The sequence below is a fragment of the Erythrobacter sp. genome (genome assembly GCF_023653175.1).
In the GTDB taxonomy this organism is placed as follows: Bacteria; Pseudomonadota; Alphaproteobacteria; order Sphingomonadales; family Sphingomonadaceae; genus Erythrobacter.
This window is the reverse complement of the sequence record NZ_JAMNXL010000078.1, coordinates 1-16,329: the sequence shown is the minus strand read 5'-3', so window position 1 is coordinate 16,329 and position 16,329 is coordinate 1. Positions and strand designations below refer to the sequence as shown.

Below are 16,329 nucleotides of genomic sequence, written 5' to 3'. Positions count from 1 at the left end.
TACCGGCTTGTCGGTCACCGCGAGGATGTTGAGCCATAGCAGCACCGCCCACAGCCCGTCCTTTTCGCGCACATGGTCGCTGCCGGTGCCGGCGCTTTCCTCGCCGCAGATTGTGGCCTTTCCGGCGTCGAGCAGCGTGCCGAAGAACTTCCACCCCGTGGGCGTCTCCCATGCCGGAATGCCGAGCGCGTCCGCCACCTTGTCGGCGGCCGTGCTGGTCGGCATCGAGCGGGCGATTCCCTTGAGGCCCCCGGCATAGGCGGGCGCGAGGTGCGCGTTCGCCGCCAGCATCGCCAGCGAATCCGAAGGCGTGATGAAGACGCCCTTGCCGATGATGAGGTTGCGGTCGCCGTCCCCATCCGACGCCGCGCCGAGAGCGGGCGCATCGGGCGACATCATCAGATCGTAGAGCACGCGCGCATGAACGAGGTTGGGGTCGGGATGGTGCCCGCCGAAATCCTCCAGCGGCACGCCATTGTGGACCGTGCCCGCCGGAAAGCCCAAACGGCGTTCGAGGATCTCGTGCGCATAGGGACCGGTGACCGCATGCATCGCGTCGAAGGCCATCGTCAGCCCCTGCTGCGCGGCTGCGCGGATCGCGGGGAAATCGAACAGTTCCTCCATCAGGTCGGCATAGTCGGCGACCGGGTCGATCACCTCGACCGCCATGTCGCCGACCTGCGCCGTGCCGATGCGGTCGAGATCGACGTCCGCCCCGCCCTCGACCATCAGCCAGCGGTCGATGGTCTGGGTGCGCGCGTGGATCGCCTCGGTCACGGCTTCCGGCGCGGGGCCGCCATTGGCGATGTTGTACTTGATGCCGAAATCCTCGTCCGGCCCGCCGGGGTTGTGGCTGGCCGAGAGGATCAGCCCGCCGCTTGCGCCATATTTGCGGATCACGTGGCTCGCCGCCGGGGTCGAGAGGATGCCGCCCTGCCCCACCAGCACGCGGGCGTAGCCGTTCGCCGCCGCCATGCGGATCGCGCGGGCGATGACGGTGCGGTTGTGGAACCGCCCGTCCCCGCCGATCACCAGCGTGGAAGCCGCCGGGCGCTCGGCCACGTCGAACACCGACTGGATGAAGTTCTCGGCATAGTTCGGTTGGCTAAACACCCGCACCTTCTTGCGCAGGCCCGAAGTGCCGGGCTTCTGCCCTTCGAAGGGCGTGGTGGCGACTGTGGTGATCATTCCTGTTCCTCGATCAGTTGCCGGTAGAGCGCGGCATAGGCAGCGCCGCTCGCACCCCAGGAGAAATCCGCCTTCATCCCGTTGGTCTGAAGCCGCTTCCATGCGGCAGTCTGGTGGTAAAGCGCGACCGTGCGGCTCACGCCCATCGCCAGCGCCCCCGCGTTGACGGCGTTGATCTGGAAGCCGGTCGCGACCCCGGCGGCGAGCGCGGCGGGGTTGGCGTCGATCACCGTGTCGGCAAGTCCGCCCGTGCGCGAGACCACCGGGACGCAGCCATAGGCGAGACCATAGAGCTGGGTCAGGCCGCAGGGCTCGAAGCGGCTCGGGATCAGGATCGCATCGCCCCCGCCCTGCAAGCGGTGCGACAGCGCCTCGTCATAGCCGATCCGCACGCCGATGCGCCCCGGATGGCGCGCGGCGGCAGCATGGAAGCGCTGCTCGATCTCGGCATCGCCCGAGCCCAGCAGCGCCAGCCGCCCGCCGATCCCGACGAGGTGATCGAGCACTTCGGCGAACACGTCCATGCCCTTCTGCCAGGTCAACCGGCTGACGACGATGAACAGCGGGCCATCGTCGCGCTCGAGCCCGAATTCCGCTTCGATCGCGCGCTTGTTCTTGGCCCGCGCGGCGAGCTTTCCGGCGGTGAAGCAAGCGGCAAGGTGCGGGTCGGTGGCGGGGTTCCACTCCTTGGTGTCGATGCCGTTGAGGATGCCGTGCACCCGGCTCGAGCGGGCCAGCACCAGCCCTTCGAGCCCCATCCCGAATTCGACCGAACGGATCTCGCCCGCATAGGTGGGGCTCACCGTGGTGATCGCATCGGCAAGCTGCATCCCGGCCTTGAGGAAGCCGACCCCGCCGTAGCTCTCCACCCCGTCGACCGTCCAGGCCGAAGGCGGCAGGCCGAGCGCGGGGAAGATCTCGCCGGGGAAGTAGCCCTGAAAGGCCATGTTGTGGATGGTGATGACGCTCGGCACCGAACGCCCGCCCGCAAGCGGGGCGAGGCGCAGATAGGCGGGCACCAGCCCCGCCTGCCAGTCATGCGCGTGGACGAGATCGAAGCTGCGCCCCTTCACCGCGCCGCCCGCGATGTCGGCAGCGGCGCGAGCGACGGCGGCGAACCTGCGCCAATTGTCGTCCCAGTCACGGCCCGAGGCGTCCGCGTAAGGCCCGCCTTCGCGAGCGAAAAGCGCAGGCGCATCGAGCACCAGCAGCCTCGCCTCGCCCAGCTTGCCCGCCAGCAGCCGCGCCGGCCCTCCCGGCAGCGCATCCCACTTGTGCACCGCCTTGGTCTTGCCAAGCTTCGCCAGCACCGACGGGTAGCCGGGGATCAGGGTCGTCACCTCCACCCTCTGCGCCGCCAGCGCGGCAGGCAGCGCGCCCACCACGTCGGCCAGCCCGCCGGTCTTGACCAGCGGGGCGGCTTCCGATGCGACCGAGAGAACCTTGAGCGTCATCCCTGCAGGCGCGCCATCATGTCGCGGGTGACCAGCACCACGCCCTTTTCCGATACGCGGAACCGCTGCGCATCCAGCACCGCGTCCTCGCCGATCACCATGCCTTCGGGGATGCGCACCCCGGAATCGATGATCACCTTGGAGAGCCGCGCCCCGCGCCCGATGTTGCAATAGGGCAGGATGACCGCCTCCTTGACGTTGGAGAAGCTGCCGATCTTGACCCCGGTGAACAGCAGGCTGCGGCGCACCTCGCTGCCCGAAATGATGCAATCGCCCGACACCAGCGAAGACACCGCAAAGCCGCGTCGCCCGTCCTCGTCGTGGACGAACTTGGCTGGTGCTGCGACCACCGCATCGGTCCAGATCGGCCAGTCGCGGTCATAGAGGTTCAGCTTGGGCACGGTGTCGGTAAGGTCGAGATTGGCCTCGAAATAGGCGTCGAGCGTGCCGACATCGCGCCAGTATTCCTCGATTTCTTCCGCGGCGCGGATGCAGCTGTTGGTGAAGCGGTGCGCGACCGCTTTGCCGTGCTTGACGATGTAGGGGATGATGTCACCGCCGAAATCGCGCTTGGAGGCCGGATCGTCGGCGTCGCGGCGCAATTGTTCGAACAGGAAATCGGTGTTGAAGACGTAGATCCCCATCGAGGCCAATGCCATGCCCTCGTCGCCCGGAATGCCCGGCGGGTCCTTGGGCTTTTCGACGAAGGCGGTGATATTGTCCGCCGCGTCGACATGCATCACGCCGAAGCCGGTCGCTTCCATGCGCGGCACGACAAGGCAGCCCACGGTGACGTCCGCGCCCGAATTGACGTGCTGTTGCAGCATCAATTCGTAGTCCATCTTGTAGATGTGATCGCCCGCGAGGATCACCATGTACTTCGGCGCGTGCGCGGCGATGATGTCGATGTTCTGGTACACCGCATCGGCCGTGCCTTCGTACCACTGGTTTTCCGATACGCGCTGGCTGGCGGGCAGGATATCGAAGCTCTCGTTGCGCTCTGGGCGCATGAAGTTCCAGCCGCGTTGCATGTGGCGGATCAGCGAGTGCGCCTTGTACTGTGTCGCCACCCCGATGCGGCGGATGCCGGAGTTGATTGCGTTCGAGAGCGCGAAGTCGATGATCCGCGACTTGCCGCCGAAATAGACCGCCGGTTTGGCGCGCCGGTCGGTCAATTCCATCAAGCGGCTGCCGCGTCCTCCGGCAAGCACATAGGCCATCGCGTCACGTGCGAGCGGTCTGCCCGAAGTCCTTTCAATCATCCCATTCTCTCCCCAGAGTGGTCTTGTGTTCTCTACGGCTTGTATTGCAGTATTATCGTGGCGAGCGGCGGCAGGACGATATGGGCCGCGCCGCCCGATGCGGTCACGCTCCCCATGTTGCCCTTTCCGCTGCCGCCGTATTCCAGCGCATCGCTGTTGAGCACTTCGGCCCATGTGCCGTCATGCGGCAGGGGCAGGCGGTAAGCGCTGTGGAGTGCAGGAGTCATGTTGGCGATGACCGCCACCGGGGCCTCGCCCGGTGCCATCCGGGCCCAGGCGAACACCGAATTGTCGGCATCATCGCCGATCAGCCATTCGAACCCCTCGCTCTCGCAATCGCGGGCGTGGAGCGCGGGGGTGGTGCGGTAGAGGCGGTTGAGATCGCGGATCAGGTTCGAAACACCCCGATGCGCGGGCGCGTCCAGCAATTCCCAATCCAGCGCGCGCTCCTCGCTCCATTCGCGGCGCTGGGCGAATTCCTGCCCCATGAAGAGCAGCTTCTTGCCGGGATAGCCCCACATCATCGCGTAGTAGGCACGAAGGTTGGCGAATTGCTGCCAGTCGTCGCCGCTCATCTTGCCGAGGATCGTGCCCTTGCCGTGCACCACTTCATCGTGGCTCAGCGGCAGGACGAAATTCTCCGAGAAGGCATAGACCAGGCCGAAGGTGATCTCGTTGTGGTGGTATTTGCGGTGCACGGACTCACGCGCCATGTATTGCAGCGTGTCGTGCATGAAGCCCATGTTCCACTTGAACCCGAAGCCGAGTGCCGTGCGCGGGCCTTCGTCGAACGCGGGCTGCGAGACGCCCGGCCATGAGGTCGATTCCTCGGCGATGGTCATCACCCCTGCGTGGCTGCCGTAAAGCGCGCGGTTGGTCGCGCGCATGAATTCGACCGCCTCCCAGTTCTCGCGCCCGCCTTCGGCATTGGGGATCCATTCGTCCGCTTTGCGCGAGTAATCGCGGTAGAGCATCGAGGCGACCGCATCCACGCGCAAGCCATCGACATGGTATTGCTCGGCCCAGAACAGCGCGTTGTTGACGAGGAAGCTCCGCACTTCCTTGCGCCCGAAATTGTAGATCGCGGTGTTCCAGTCAGGGTGGAAACCGAGGCGCGGGTCTTCGTGTTCGTAGAGCGCCGTGCCGTCGAAGCGGGCGAGGCCGTGTTCGTCGACCGGGAAGTGCGCGGGCACCCAGTCGATCAGCACGCCGACACCCGCACGGTGTGCGCCGTCGACGAAGCGGGCGAAGCCCTCCACATCGCCGAAGCGTGCCGACGGGGCGTAGAGCCCGGTGGCCTGATAGCCCCAGCTCGGATCATAGGGGTGTTCGGAGACCGGCAGGAACTCGATATGGGTGAAGCCCATGTCGGTGACATAGGGGATCAGCCGCGCGGCCATTTCGTCCCAGGTCAGGAACCAGCCATTGTCGCCCCGCTGCCATGAGCCGGGGTGGACTTCGTAGATGGAGATGGCTTCCCGGCGGGGATCGACGCTGGCCCAATGCGCGCGGTGGGCACCGTCGCCCCACTCGCGCTTGCCGGGCTGCGCGACGATACTGGCGGTCTTGGGGCGCAGTTCGCTGGCGAAGGCGAAGGGATCGGCCTTGAGGGGGAGCACCGTGCCGTCGGGGCCGATGATGCGATACTTGTAGGCCGCGCCCTCGGTGATGTCGGGAATGAAGATCTCCCACACACCGATATCGACCCGGCGGCGCATCATGTGCGCCGCGCCGTTCCAGCCGTTGAAATCGCCGACCAGCGTGACGCTGCGCGCGTTGGGCGCCCAGACCGCGAAGTGGACGCCATGTGCGCCCTCGTGATGGATCACATGCGCGCCCAGCTTGTCGAACAGGCGGAAATGCGTGCCCTCGGCGATCAGAAAATCGTCCATGGGGCCAAGCACCGGGCCGAAGGAATAGGGATCGGTCACCCACCATTCCTTGCCCAGCCCCCGGCAGCGATACCTGATCGGCTTGGGCTTGCCCCTGAGCTTGCCTTCAAACACCGCGCCATCGACGCGGGTCATCCTGCCGAGCCGCCCGCCCTTCAACGAGAAGGCCTCGGCCTCTTCCGCCCCGTGCAGGATCGCGCGGGCGAAGGTGCCTGCCGGGCCACCGTGCGGCCCCAGCAGCGCGAAGGGATCGGCGTGGGTGCCGTCCAGCAGCGCAGCGAGGGCCTCTGGCGGGGGCTTCATGCCACGCCCCAAATGTCCCGAGCATATTCGCCGATGGTGCGATCGGACGAGAACCAGCCGACCTGCGCGATGTTCATGATCGCCGACTTGCGCCACGCCGGGCGGTCGCACCAGCGCGCGTCAACATCGCGCTGGGCGGCGGCATAGGCGTCGAAATCGGCCGCGACCATGAACCAGTCGGAATTGTAGAGCGCATCCATCAACCCCTGATAACGCGTCGGCTCGTCCGGGCTGAACACGCCGCTCGCGATCGAGCGCACGGCCTGACACAATTCGCGGCTGCCTTCGATCACTTCGCGCGGGACATAGCCATCGGCGCGCTTGGCCGCGACCTCTTCCGCCGTCATGCCGAAGATCACGATGTTCTCGCGCCCCACGTGCTCCATGATCTCGATATTCGCGCCGTCCAGCGTGCCGATGGTCAGCGCGCCGTTGAAGGCGAACTTCATGTTGCCCGTGCCCGAGGCTTCCATCCCCGCGGTCGAAATCTGCTCCGAAAGGTCGGCGGCAGGAATGATCAGTTCGGCGAGGCTGACGTTGTAATTGGGGACGAACACCACCTTCAGTACCTCGCCCACGCTGGGATCGGAGTTGATCCGCCGGGCGATGTCGTTGGCGAGTTTGATGATCAGCTTGGCGTTGTGATAGGTCGGCGCCGCCTTGCCGCCGAAGATCTTCACCCGCGGCACCCAGTCGCGCTCCGGGTGGCTGCGAATCTGGTCATACAGAGCAACGGTCTCGATCAGATTGAGCAGCTGGCGCTTGTATTCGTGGATGCGCTTGATCTGCACGTCGAACAGCGCATCGGGATCGAGCCTCAGGCCGGTGAGCTCGCGCAGGTGGTTGGAGAGGTCGACCTTGTTGGCGCGCTTCACCTCGTCCACCCGCTCACCCAGCGCCGCATCGCCCGCTAGTCCGGCGAGGCTGGAGAGCTGCTCGGCATCGGCGATGAACCCGTCGCCGATCGCCTCGCGGATCAGGCCGGTCAGGCGCGGGTTCGACTGGTGCAGCCAGCGGCGCGGGGTGACGCCGTTGGTCTTGTTGTTGATGCGGGTCGGATAGAGCTTGTGGAGATCGGCAAACACCGTCTCCTTCATCAGCCCGGTGTGGAGCGCGGCCACCCCGTTGATCGAATGCGCGCCGACAAAGGCGAGGTTCGCCATCCGCACGCGGCGCTCGCCATGCTCGTCGATAAGCGAGATCGCGGAGATCGCCGCATCGTCGAGCCCTGCCTTCCTCGCCTCGCGCAGCACATGCGCATTGATCGCATAGACGATCTGCATGTGGCGCGGCAGCAGCCGTTCGAACAGCGGCAGCGGCCAGCTTTCGAGCGCCTCGGGAAGCAGGGTGTGGTTGGTGTAGGCGATGGTCGCCTTTGTGATCTCCCATGCCTCGTCGAAGGGAAGATGGTGTTCGTCCTTCAATATCCGCATCAGCTCGGCCACCGCGACCGAGGGGTGCGTGTCGTTCAGCTGGATCGCCGCCTTGTCGGGCAGCGTGCGAACATCGCCGTAATATTGCACGTGGCGGCGCACGATGTCCTGGATGCTGGCGCTGGAGAAGAAGAACTCCTGGCGCAGCCGCAGTTCCTGCCCCGCAGGGGTGGAATCCGCCGGATAGAGCACCCGCACCAGCGTATCGGCGCGCACCTGCGCGGCGAGCGCGCCGGCGTGATCGCCCGCATTGAAGGCCGCAAGCTGGATCGGATCGAGCGCATTGGCGGTCCACAGCCTCAGCGTATTCACGCGCTTGCCCTGCCAGCCGACCACAGGGGTATCGACTGCGGTCGCCTCGATCTTTTCGGCCGGCGACCAGCGGATCGCGCCGGCCTCGCTCGTCACCTCGCCGCCGAAGCCGACAAGATAGGCGCTCTCGCGCCGCTCGAACTCCCACGGGTTGCCATGGGCGAGCCAGGTTTCGGGCAGCTCGACCTGCCAGCCTTCGTCGATGCGCTGGCGGAACATGCCGTTGATGTAGCGGATGCCGTAGCCGAAGGCCGGGATGTCGAGGCTGGCGAGGCTCTCCATGAAGCACGCTGCCAGCCGCCCGAGCCCGCCATTGCCGAGCGCGGCATCGGGTTCCAGTTCCTCCAGCGCCGCCAGATCCATCCCGTGTTCGCGCAGCGCCTGCTCCATCTCGCGCGTGACGCCGAGGTTCGAGAGCGCATCGCGCAGCAGGCGGCCGATCAGGAATTCGAGGCTGAGATAATAGACCCGCTTGGCCCCGGTCTCGTGCGCCGCCGAGGTGGAGGCGAACCAGCGGTCAATGATGTCATCGCGCAGCGCCAGCACGCTCGCCTCGTACCAGTCATGCGGCTTGGCGGCGCGCTCGGTCTTGCCGACGCGGTGGCGCAGGGCGCCGAGAATGCGCACCTCGAGATCCTGGGACTTGCCTTCGGGGCGGTTGGTCACGCGGGACACTCTCCTTGGTTGGATCGGGGCGGGCGCTTGTCCGGCAGAGCCCTTGCCGCCATCCTTGCCCCCCGGCACTGACCTGCACACTAACCAGTTGCGTGCGAGCGCAGCAATCGAAGAAGTGAGGCCACAATCGTATTCATGCGCCAAATTGGCAAATGCGCGCGCGCCGACGCTTGCCAGACGGGGCGAAGCGCCCGATGCGAGGGTGCAGGTGCGGTTCTGGGAGACGGCGATGGAGCAATTGCACGCGCTGGCTGAGGTGGCGGGGGTGGCCCGCGAATGGACCGATGTCGAAGGCCGCAGCCAGGTGGTGGGCGATGCCGCGCTGGCGGCGGTGCTGACGGCGCTCGGGCACGAGACGGCGAGCGAGCGCCAGATCGCGCGCAGCCTTGCCGTGATCGACAAACAACGCCGCGCGCTGCCCGCGATGCTGGTTGCCGATTGCGGGGCGACGATTACTTTGCCGTCTGCCGTTTCCCGCGCCGAGGCGACCGGTGAGGACGGCGTCACCCGCCCGCTGGCGGTCGAGGGCGACCGCCTGACCGTGCCCGATGCGCCGGGCTATTACGACCTCGCGCTGGGCGGGAGCATGGTGAAGCTCGCGGTGGCTCCGCCGCGCTGCCCGCTGCCGCCGCAGCACAGGGGCCGCCGCCCATGGGGTGTGTCGGTGCAGATCCCGGCGCTGCGCGGCGCACACCCCTCGCCCTTCGGCAGCTTCGGCGAGTTGGCCGAGGCGGCGCGCGCATTCGGCGCTGCAGGGGCGGACGCGCTGGCGATCAATCCCGTCCACGCATTGTTCCCCGGGCATGGCAAGGGCTACAGCCCCTATTCCCCCTCGAGCCGCCTTTTCCTGAACGGCGCGCTGGCCGATCCCGCGCTGGCGGGACTGCCGCCCTTGCCCGCCGACGAAGGACGGCCGCTGATCGACTGGGCCGAGGTGCTGCCGCGCCGCCTTGCGAGTTTGCGCGCCCTGTTCGGGGGTCTCGACCCCGCCCGGCGCGCTGCCTTCACCGCAGCCGACGAACCGATGCTGCTCCGCCACGCCCTGTTCGACGCGCTCGACTGCCATTTCCGCGCAGCGAGCGGCGCGCATGGCTGGCGCGATTGGCCCGCAGCCTACCACGATCCTGCGGGCGAGGCTGCGCTGCGCTTTGCCGCCGAGAACCCGGACGAGATCGCCTTCCACCTTTTCGTCCAGTCCCTCGCGCGAGCCGGTCTCGCGGCCGCGCAGGCTGCCGCGAAGGACGCAGGGATGGGCATCGGGCTGATCGGCGATCTGGCGGTCGGGGTCGATCCTTCGGGGAGCGATGCCTGGTCGCTCAGGCACGCGATGCTCGGCGGCCTCACCATCGGCGCGCCGCCCGATCCGCTGGGGCCGCTGGGGCAGAACTGGTCGATCACCGGCTTTTCGCCAGATGGCCTGCGTGCGAGCGGCTACGCACCGTGGATCGCGATGATCCGCACCGGGCTCGCCAGCGGCGGGGGCCTGAGGATCGACCATGCCTTCGGCCTCGCCCGGCTCTGGGTGATCCCCGAGGGCGGCACGACGCAGGACGGGGCCTATCTCGCCTACCCCTTCGAAGACCTGATCCGCCTCGCCACCTTGGAGGCAGACCGCGCGGGCGCCTTCATCATCGCCGAGGATCTCGGTACCGCGCCTTACGGCTTCACCGGCGCGGTCACGGCGCGGCAGATGCTGGGGATGCGGGTGCTGTGGTTCGAGCGCGCCGCCGATCACGGCTTCATCGGCGCTGGCGACTATGAGCCCCTGAGCGCGGCGATGAGCGGGACGCATGACACCGTCACCGTCGCGGGGTGGTGGCGCGGGCGCGATCTCGACTGGGCGGAGAGGCTCGGCCGCCTGCCCGAAGGCATGAGCCGCGCCGAGGCGGAATCGATCCGCGACTGGGACCGGGGGCTGCTATGGTCGACGCTCGACCACACCGCTGCGCGCCCGGCGCCCGGCGATCCCGGCCCGGTGGTCGATGCGGCGATCACCCATATCGCCCGCACGCCGTCAGCCCTCGCACTGGTCTCGCTCGAGGATATGCTCGGCCTCGAGGAACAGCCCAACTTGCCCGGCACGGTCGATGTCCACCCCAACTGGCGCCGCCGCCTCGCCGCTCCGGTCGCGCAATTGATGGAAGATCCGGACATCGCGCGCCGCTGCGCGATCCTCGCCGACACCGGGCCGGGCGATAACGAAGGGCATACGAAAGCATGACTGGCGGAGAGGGTGGGATTCGAACCCACGTTACCGTTGCCGGTAAACCGCATTTCGAGTGCGGCGCATTCGACCACTCTGCCACCTCTCCGCGAGGCCTGTCGCGCATGTTTGGGCCGTCTGGTCGAAAGGCGGCGGGCGTCAGGAAGCGCGCCCGTTAGCCCAAGGTTTCGGCCTTGCCAAGAGGGGCGGGCGCACAAAATGCGGGCATATCTGGCACGCCCGGGCCAAGCGCGCTTGTTTTGCGCAGGTAAAGGTCCATATTGCCGGTCATGGAACGTGCTGAGTTCTTTTCGAGCCAGGCCGGACGCACCATCATCGCGCCGCGCCAGACCCGCGCCCGCTTCGGGATCGGCGATGTGGTCCGCCACCGCCTGTTCGCCTTCCGCGGCGTCGTCTTCGATATCGATCCGGTCTTCGCCAACTCGGAAGAGTGGTACCAATCGATCCCCGAGAATATCCGCCCGCGGCGCGACCAGCCCTTCTACCACCTGCTCGCCGAGAACGAGGATTCGTCCTACGTTGCCTATGTGAGCCAGGGCAACCTTGTCGCCGATGCCGAGGGTGGCCCGGTCGATCACCCGACGGTGCGCCAGTTGTTCGACAGCTTCAAGGACGGCCGCTACCGGATGCGGCGTTCGCTCACACATTGACAACCTTGCCCTGCTAGACGGCGGGCATGGTCGATCGACAGCCAACCGACAACAGCGCGATGACCCGCCTACGGCTGGCGCTCGAGCGTGAGCTGCAAGCGGGCGAGACGGTCGAATGGCACGGCTGGCAGCTGGCGCAGATCGATCCCAAGCATTTCCTGATCTACGTCTTCGCAGTGCCGTGGACGGCGTTCGCGCTCGCCTGGACGGGCATCGCCGCCACCGCGGTCGCGGGCGGCGGGGTCGAGGAGTTGGGATTTGTCGCCTGGGCCTTCCCGCTGTTCGGCGTCCCCTTCATCGCGGTCGGCGCGTGGATGCTGTCGCGGCCTTTCCTCCCGCTGTGGGAGCGCGGGCGGGTGCTGTACGTCGTCACCGCAAGCCGTGTGCTGAAGCTCGCGATCGGGCGCGACCTCACCATCGACACCGCCCCCGCCGACCGCATCGGCATGGCCCAGCGCCGGGAGCGGCCTGACGGCTCGGGCTGGCTGCGCCTCGCGGTGCGGATCGGACGTGACAGCGACGGCGACCGGCAGACCGAGTATTTCGACATCGGCCCTGTCGCCGACGTGGCGGGCGCAGGCGCGGCGATCGAGCGGCTCGCGGCAGGGACCCTGCCCGCGGGCTCGGCCGCTACGCTCAGCTCTTGAGTTTCCAGCCGCTGCGCAGGAGCGCATAGACGCCCGCCGCCAACACGCCGTTGAGCACCAGCAACCCGAGACCGGCCGCCGCCACATGCGCAGCGTCCCCCATATCGCTTGCGCCCAGGAAGCCATAGCGGAAGCCCGAGATCACGTAGAAGAACGGGTTCAAGCGGCTCACCGTCTGGAATACCCCGTGGAGATTCTCGATGGTGTAGAAGGTGCCCGACAAAAGCGAGAGAGGGGCGATGATGAAGTTGGTGACGGCGGCGTTGTGATCGAACTTCTCGGCCCAGATCGAGGTAGCAAGCCCGATGGTGGCGAGCAGCAGTGCCCCCATCAGGCCGAACCACACCACCGCCCACAGATGCGCGGGCGCCAGCGAAACCCCCGGCCACAGCGCCATGGCGAGCGCGACCGCGCCACCCACCAGCAGCGCGCGGGTGACAGCGGCGGCAAGGATCCCCGCCATCAGCTCGCCGCTCGACAGGGGCGGCATCAGCAGGTCGATGATCGTTCCCTGCATCTTGCCCGAGAGCAATGAGAAGCTCGAATTGGCAAAGGCGTTCTGCATCATCGCCATCACGATCAGTCCGGGCGCGACGAAGCTGGCGAAAGGCACGCCCAGCACCGCACGCCCCTCGCGGCCCAAGGCGACCGTGAAAATCACCAGAAACAGCAATGTGGTGAAGGCAGGGGCCCAGATCGTTTGCGTCTGCACCTTGAGAAACCGACGCACCTCCTTCATATAGAGCGCCGAGAGTCCCACGCGATTGATGCCCGTGATCACGGGTACACCGCGCGGGGTGAACCGGAAGCTCCCGCCGGTCTTGTCATCAGCCGTCACATCCGTCACGGGAGCGGCATTGCCGGAGGGGCTTGCAGTTGCGTTGTCAGTCATGGGCACGGTGCCTAGGCTGCGTGTCCGCCGCTGACAAGCACCGCCCCCCGCCGGACCCGCGCCGGACACACAGAACAGGTAGAACACTATGAGCTGGACAGACGAGCGCATCGCAACGCTCCGGAAGATGTGGGAAGGCGGCGCGACTGCCAGCGAGATCGCCACCGAACTTGGCGGGGTCAGCCGCAACGCGGTGATCGGCAAGGCGCATCGCCTCGGTCTCAAGGCGCGGCCCTCGCCGGTCAAGGCGAACGAGAAGAAGAAGCCCGCCGCCGCCGCTCCTGCCGCCAAGAAGCCGGCCGCGCCCGCGCCAGCGGCTCCCCCGCGTGCGCCGACCGAAGCGCCCGAGCGCAGCGTGGCCGTGGAAGCCGCCGAGCGTCCCGCGCCGCGTGCCGCCGCCGCGCCTGCCGCACCCCGCGCCGAGCCTGCTGCGGCCGACAATGTCGCGCCTGCCCCGCCGGCGGAAAACCTTCCCAAGATCGTCTCGGTCGGCCCCGGCGGCTTCCTGCGCCAGGGCCCGGGCGACCAGCAGGCCCCGATCCCGCCCGCCCCGCCGCGCCGTCTGGTGCCCGCCAAGCCGAGCGCCGAGATTGCCGGCAAGACCAGCCTGCTCGACCTGTCGGACAAGGTCTGCCGCTGGCCGATGGGCCACCCGGGCGAGCCCGATTTCCACTTCTGCGGCGAGACTGTGAACCCCGGCTTCCCCTATTGCGTCGAGCATTGCGGCCGTGCCTATCAGGCGCAGCTGCCGCGCGGTGTGCGCCGTCCGCCCCCGCCGCTGCCCTTCGGAGGCCCCAGAGTCCGCTGAAGCCTGAGCTGTGCGCGCAGGGGCTTGTCCGGCCCCCGCCCTCGCCTCTATGGAAGGGTAGCGTCGGAAGGGAGCGCTAACATGATCGCCTCGCGGGGATTGCGGATTGCAGCGATGAGCGGCGCGGCGTGCGTCGCTCAGCCTGCCATGGCCGAGCTTCCAGAACCCGTCCGAGCGATGATCGACGCCGCGATCGCCACGGGCGACGAGACCAAGGTGCGCACCATCGCCGAGATAGCGCGCCAGACCAATCCGGCCGACAACGCCGAGATCGACGCCATCGTCGCCGATTTCAACACCGCGCTCGCCGCGCACAGAAAGGCCGAGGAAGAGGCCAAGCTCGCCGCGCTGCGCGAGGCCGACCTGTTCGAGAACTGGAGCGGCCGGGGAGAGCTCGGGGGCTTCCGCTCCACCGGCAACACCACCAACACCGGCTTTACCGCCGCGCTCTCGCTCGATCGGCAGGGGATCAAGTGGCGCCACCGGCTCACCGGCCGCGCGGATTACCAGCGCGCGGGCGGCGTGACGACGCGCGAGCAGTTCCTTGCGCGCTACGAGCCCAATGTGAACGTGTCGGACAATTTCTACGTCTACGCGCTCGCCCAGTACGAGGCCGACCGCTTCCAGGGCTTCGACGCGCGCTATGCGATCTCGGGCGGCATGGGCTACCAGGCGATCAAGGGCAAGGCCGTCCAGCTCTCGCTCAAGGCGGGCCCTGCCTACCGCGTCACCGAATTCACCGACGGACGCAGCGAGAACCGCATCGCCGGACTGCTGGCGCTCGATTTCGACTGGCAGATCACCGAGCGATTGAAGCTGACACAGGACACCAATGCCGTCGCCGAGACGGGGGGCTCCGCGATCGCGATCATCGATTCGCGCAACACCTCGATCGACCTTGTGACCGGGCTCGACGCGGCTATCGCCCGGAAGCTGAAGGCGCGGTTTTCCTATGCGGTCGAATATGACAGCAACCCGGCGCCGGGCGCAGTGCAGACCGACACGCTCAGCCGGGTGACGCTGATCTACGATTTTTGAGTCTAAATTCACTGGCGTGAACGCAGACCCCCCGCCCCGCCTCCCCACCCGGCCACCAATGGTACACCATGCTGTGGTGGCCGGGTGGGGAGGCGGGGCGGGAGGTCTGACCCAAGCTCGAAGAGCTTGGGTGTCAGCTCTTGTGCGCAAACCAGATTATGTGATGCGCGCCCTTGTTGTTCGGGCGCGAGCGGACGTTCCATTCGGTCACGTCGAGGCCGGTGTCATACAGCCGCTTGCGGAAGGCAGGGTCGGGCCCGGCTGACCACACCGCGAGAATGCCGCCCGGCTTGAGCGCATCGCGCGCCTTGGCAAGGCCTGTGCGCGAATAGATCCGGTTGTTGGCATCGCGCACGATCCCGTCGGGGCCATTGTCGACATCGAGCAGGATCGCATCGAACTTGTCGCAGGTGCCGTCGTTCGCGTCATCGATCAGGGCGGCGACATCGCAGATCTTGAGGTCGAGCCGCGGGTCGGCGAGGCCCTCTCCGGTGAGCGCCGCCATCGGCCCCTTGGCCCAGTCGATGATCGCATCGGAAATCTCCGCCACCACGATCTGCGCCTTGGGCCCGAGCTTGGCTGCGGCCGCACGGTAGGTGAAGCCCATTCCATAGCCGCCGATCAGGATGCGAGCGTTGTCCTTGCCCAGCCGGTCGAGGGTCAGGTCGGCGAGCTGCTCCTCCGAAAAGCGCATCCGCGTGCTCATCAGCTCGTTGCGCCCCATCACGATCATGAAGTGACCCGCATGGGTGTAGAGTTCGAGGGTGACGCCGTCCTCGATCTGGGTCGTGTCGATAAGTTCGCGCTGGAGCATCGGTCAAATTTTCCAAAAACAAGGCCGCCCGGATCGCTCCGGGCGGCCGATGTTCATACCTCGGGTGAGGCGGTTAGTCCTTCAGGAAGTCGGGGAGACCGGCCGGACCGCTGTCGCGCGGGCCGCGGTCACCGCCGCCACCGTTGCGGCCGCCGCGATCACCACCGCGACCACCACGGTCACCGCCGCCACGGGGCCCGCGACGATCGCCGCGATCCCCGCCCCGGTCACCGCGATCACCGCGCGGTTCGCGCGCTTCGCGGGGCGGACGGGTGTCTTCCAGTTCTTCGCCGGTTTCCTGATCGACGACGCGCATCGACAGGCGAACCTTGCCGCGCTGGTCGATCTCGAGCACCTTGACCTTCACTTCCATGCCCTCGGAGACGACATCGGTGGGCTTCTCGACCCGCTCGTTGCGCATTTCCGAGACGTGGACGAGACCGTCCTTGCCGCCCATGAAGTTCACGAAGGCGCCGAAATCGACGATGTTCACGACCTTGCCGTCATAGATCTTGCCGACTTCGGCTTCCTGCGTGATGCCGAGGATCCACTTCTTGGCCGCTTCGATCTCGTCGACATTGCTGGACGAGATCTTGATCACGCCTTCATCGTCGATGTCGACCTTGGCGCCGGTTTCGGCGACGATCTCGCGGATCACCTTGCCGCCGGTGCCGATCACCTCGCGGATCTTGTCCTTGGGGATGGTGATGATCGTGATGCGCGGGGCGTTGGCGCTG

General features: G+C 67.2%; 13 protein-coding genes and 1 tRNA gene. 5 read left to right on the top strand and 9 right to left on the bottom strand.

Translation table 11 applies throughout. From position 1 onward, the window contains the following. From NBV68_RS10185 to NBV68_RS10165, 5 genes are all read right to left on the bottom strand, one after another. On the bottom strand, positions 1-1,188 hold a 1,188-nt coding region (locus NBV68_RS10185; RefSeq protein ID WP_296309477.1), incomplete at its 3' end, for an alpha-D-glucose phosphate-specific phosphoglucomutase. Beyond that, a complete protein-coding gene (gene glgA, locus NBV68_RS10180) occupies positions 1,185-2,642 on the bottom strand; it encodes a glycogen synthase GlgA (RefSeq protein WP_296309475.1) in 1,458 nt (485 codons plus the stop codon). The genes NBV68_RS10185 and glgA, both read right to left, overlap by 4 nt. Beyond that, positions 2,639-3,904 (bottom strand): glucose-1-phosphate adenylyltransferase, encoded by a 1,266-nt coding sequence (gene glgC / locus NBV68_RS10175; RefSeq protein ID WP_296309474.1) that lies wholly within the window; start codon positions 3,902-3,904, stop codon positions 2,639-2,641. Before glgC ends, glgA begins: the two co-directional genes overlap by 4 nt. Before the next feature lie 32 nt (positions 3,905-3,936). Beyond that, positions 3,937-6,099 (bottom strand): 1,4-alpha-glucan branching protein GlgB, encoded by a 2,163-nt coding sequence (glgB, locus tag NBV68_RS10170; protein ID WP_296309472.1) that lies wholly within the window; start codon positions 6,097-6,099, stop codon positions 3,937-3,939. Continuing rightward, on the bottom strand, positions 6,096-8,510 hold the full coding sequence (locus tag NBV68_RS10165) for a glycogen/starch/alpha-glucan phosphorylase (RefSeq protein WP_296309468.1): 2,415 nt from the start codon (positions 8,508-8,510) through the stop codon (positions 6,096-6,098). The genes glgB and NBV68_RS10165 overlap by 4 nt, the downstream gene beginning before the upstream one ends. A gap of 238 nt (positions 8,511-8,748) precedes the next feature. Here NBV68_RS10165 and malQ point away from each other — a divergent pair, with 238 nt between their 5' ends. After that, positions 8,749-10,740, top strand: coding sequence for a 4-alpha-glucanotransferase (malQ, locus tag NBV68_RS10160; RefSeq protein ID WP_296309466.1), 1,992 nt, complete (start codon positions 8,749-8,751; stop codon positions 10,738-10,740). A gap of 1 nt (position 10,741) precedes the next feature. Here malQ and NBV68_RS10155 read toward each other — a convergent pair. Then, positions 10,742-10,831, bottom strand: a tRNA-Ser gene (locus tag NBV68_RS10155). A 181-nt stretch (positions 10,832-11,012) separates the two neighbouring features. Here NBV68_RS10155 and hspQ point away from each other — a divergent pair. Both hspQ and NBV68_RS10145 read left to right on the top strand, forming a co-directional pair. Continuing rightward, entirely contained in the window at positions 11,013-11,393 is a 381-nt protein-coding gene (hspQ, locus tag NBV68_RS10150; RefSeq protein WP_296309465.1) for a heat shock protein HspQ, read from the top strand. Positions 11,394-11,419: 26 nt separating this feature from the next. Next, positions 11,420-12,040 carry a hypothetical protein gene (locus tag NBV68_RS10145; protein WP_296309462.1) on the top strand — a complete coding sequence of 207 codons (621 nt, stop codon included), beginning with the start codon at positions 11,420-11,422 and terminating at the stop codon, positions 12,038-12,040. Here the strand turns inward: NBV68_RS10145 and NBV68_RS10140 are convergent. Next, a complete protein-coding gene (locus tag NBV68_RS10140) occupies positions 12,030-12,932 on the bottom strand; it encodes an ABC transporter permease (RefSeq protein ID WP_296309459.1) in 903 nt (300 codons plus the stop codon). The two genes, NBV68_RS10145 and NBV68_RS10140, sit on opposite strands and share 11 nt — an antisense overlap. 88 nt (positions 12,933-13,020) lie before the next feature. On the opposite strand from NBV68_RS10140, the gene NBV68_RS10135 reads away from it, so the two are divergent. Further along, the gene (locus tag NBV68_RS10135; RefSeq protein ID WP_296309456.1) at positions 13,021-13,740 is read left to right on the top strand and encodes a GcrA family cell cycle regulator; all 720 of its coding nucleotides are present in this window, start codon (positions 13,021-13,023) and stop codon (positions 13,738-13,740) included. Positions 13,741-13,821: 81 nt separating this feature from the next. Further along, complete coding sequence (locus tag NBV68_RS10130) at positions 13,822-14,778, top strand: DUF481 domain-containing protein (RefSeq protein WP_296309454.1); 957 nt, start codon at positions 13,822-13,824, stop codon at positions 14,776-14,778. A gap of 133 nt (positions 14,779-14,911) precedes the next feature. On the opposite strand, the gene NBV68_RS10125 is transcribed toward NBV68_RS10130, so the two are convergent. Continuing rightward, complete coding sequence (locus NBV68_RS10125) at positions 14,912-15,592, bottom strand: spermidine synthase (protein WP_296309452.1); 681 nt, start codon at positions 15,590-15,592, stop codon at positions 14,912-14,914. A gap of 73 nt (positions 15,593-15,665) precedes the next feature. Then, on the bottom strand, positions 15,666-16,329 hold a 664-nt coding region (locus NBV68_RS10120), incomplete at its 5' end, for a S1 RNA-binding domain-containing protein (RefSeq protein ID WP_296309450.1).